This is a genomic window from Anaerotignum sp. (assembly GCF_045122575.1).
Classification (GTDB): Bacteria; Bacillota; Clostridia; order Lachnospirales; family Anaerotignaceae; genus Anaerotignum_A.
In genome coordinates this window covers 1-2,524 of the sequence record NZ_JBGVHV010000065.1, presented here as the reverse complement: position 1 = coordinate 2,524, position 2,524 = coordinate 1, and the positions used below count along the sequence as shown (strand labels likewise).

Below are 2,524 nucleotides of genomic sequence, written 5' to 3'. Positions count from 1 at the left end.
TCTGGGGACAGTAAAAAGTCGTATTTCCCGCGGAAGAAATCAGTTGAAAAATGAAATTTTGAAAATACGGGAACAAAATGAAAAAATGTCCGTCAGAAAAAAGGAAAGGAGGGAAGACCATGAACTGTGAAGCAGTAAGAGGATTGCTTTGGGCGTATCTGGAACAGGAAACAACAGCAGAAGAAGCTGTCAGAATAGAAGAACATCTGAAAAACTGTGCAGACTGCAGAGAAGAACTGGAGCTGCAGAAGGAAATCATGGATTCCCTGCAGAACATTCCTGATGAGGAATTACCTGACGGATTCCATGCATCTCTGATGCAGAAGCTGCAGGCGGAAGCGGCACCCAATGTAGTCCCTTTCCCTGTGAAGAAGAAAAAACAGCCGGTTTGGAAACAATGGGGAATGATCGCTGCGGCAGTGCTGGTGGTAGTGGCTGCGGGCGGTATGAATGGTATGCTGGAAATGAGAAAAAACCAGGCGGATGCTGTGGCGGAAATGAAAGTGGCTGATACGGCAGAACCGATGGACATTTCCGAGGACGGCGTGATTGCGGCGGAAGAAAAAGATGCTGCAGAAATACAGATCAAAGCAGATGGCGAAAAACAGAAAAAGAATGCTCCTGCAGTGGGAGCAGAAACGGCTGCTCCGGCTATAGTGGATCCGGCAATAGCTGCTTATGACATGTCTGAAGCAGCGCCTGAAGTAGCTTCTATTGGGGCTGAGGAGGAAAGCGTGCAGTTTTCCGTTACCCGCTCTGCGAAGCCGGAAGCAGCAGAAGAAATGATTTTGTTGGTGACAGACCAGGCGACGGCAATAGCAGAAATTCAGAAGGCTATTGCGGAAGCAGGCGGTTTTGAAGAAGCAACGGAAACGGAAGGCATTTTTGCAGTCATTCCTATGGAAAACTATGCTGGTTTTGTCAAAGCAGTAGAGGCGATCGGCACTGTGGAGTGGGCGGCAAAAGATGCAACAGAAGCAGGCGGAATGTACCGTACAGTGGAAATTCAAATAAAAAATCAGTGAAAAAAAGACATCCTCATAGTCAGGATGTCTTTTTTTGGTTATTTTTTCAGGGAAGACAGATGTCTTCTTGTCATATTGCTGAAAATAAGATAAACTTATTAGTAATATTCCTCTAAAATTACTTTAGTGTTTTACTTGACTAAAGTGTTTGGGTGGTATAAGATATCCTTAGAATAGGAAGGAGTGGATTTTCGATGAAACAGGCAGAAATGCTTTTGAAGAAAGAAGAACAGGTTATTTTCAGCCTTCGCGCATTATTTGAACAGTACGGCTATAAAAAATTCAAAATGAGCAAATTTGAAGAATACGACTTTTATGCTGATAACAGAAGTTTTTTGAGCAGTGAAACGATTCTGACTTTTACAGGGCTTGACGGTAAGCTGCTGGCACTGAAGCCTGACGTGACTCTTTCCATCGTAAAGAACACCAAAGGCAGCAGAGACGCGGCCGAACGCGTCTATTACAATGAAAATGTTTACCGTGCCAGAAAGGGTGCAGGGGAATATAAAGAAATCATGCAGGTGGGGCTGGAATATATCGGCGAGGTGGATGAATATGCCACACTGGAAGTACTCCTTCTGGCTCAGAAAAGCCTGAAAGCCATCAGCGATCAGTATATCATGGATCTGTCTCACATGGGCTTTGTGGCAGGCCTGATGGAAGAGGTGAATCTGCCTTATGCGCAGCAGAAAGCAGTGCTTTCCTGCATCAGCGAAAAAAATGCCCACGGCATCCGCGCCATCTGTCTGGAAGCAGGTCTGGCCGAGGAAATGACACAGAAACTGGAAGCGCTGGCAAGCCTGTACGGCGATCTGGAATCCACTCTGGAAAAGGCAAAATCCCTTTGCTGCAACGAAAAAATGGAACAGGCTGCAGCGGAACTGGAAGGCATCCTGCGCTGTCTGAAAATCGGCGGCAACGAACAGAATGTGAATCTGGATTTCTCCATTGTGAACGATATGGATTATTACACAGGCATCATCTTCCAGGGCTTTATCAACGGCGTACCTGCAGGTATCCTTAGCGGCGGCAGATATGATAATCTGCTTCACAAAATGGGCAAGGATGCCGATGCCATTGGTTTTGCGGTATATCTTGACCTATTGGAACGTTTTGAATCCACAGAAAAGGAATATGACGTGGATACACTGCTGCTGTATGAAGACGGCGTAGACACAGCGGCTCTGGCAAAGGCGGCGCAGATGCTGACAGATAACGGCCAGAGTGTATTGGTACAGAAAAAGAACACAGGTAATGTGAAATATAAACAACTGCTTTGCATGAAGGACAGGGGGCTTGAGATCGTTGCGGAACTGGATTAACATCGCACTGCCAAAGGGCAGACTTGGCGAAAAGGCTTATGATATTTTTGAAAAGATCGGTTATGGCTGTCCCTCCATCCATGAAGGCGGCAGAAAGCTGATTTTTGAAAACGAAGAAAACGGTGTGCGTTATTTCTGGGTAAAACCTTCCGATGTGGCGGTTTATGTGGAAAGAGG

General features: G+C 46.0%; 2 protein-coding genes and 1 pseudogene. All 3 read left to right on the top strand.

The window, feature by feature from the left end; all coding sequences use genetic code 11:
* Window positions 1–119: 119 nt before the first annotated feature.
* Window positions 120–1,025 (top strand): anti-sigma factor family protein, encoded by a 906-nt coding sequence (locus ACJMLT_RS02955; protein ID WP_405726358.1) that lies wholly within the window; start codon window positions 120–122, stop codon window positions 1,023–1,025.
* Window positions 1,026–1,219: 194 nt separating this feature from the next.
* Window positions 1,220–2,347 carry an ATP phosphoribosyltransferase regulatory subunit gene (locus tag ACJMLT_RS02950; protein ID WP_405726355.1) on the top strand — a complete coding sequence of 376 codons (1,128 nt, stop codon included), beginning with the start codon at window positions 1,220–1,222 and terminating at the stop codon, window positions 2,345–2,347.
* A pseudogene (locus ACJMLT_RS02945) lies at window positions 2,331–2,524 on the top strand (ATP phosphoribosyltransferase); the annotation flags it as partial. The gene ACJMLT_RS02950 and the pseudogene ACJMLT_RS02945, both read left to right, overlap by 17 nt.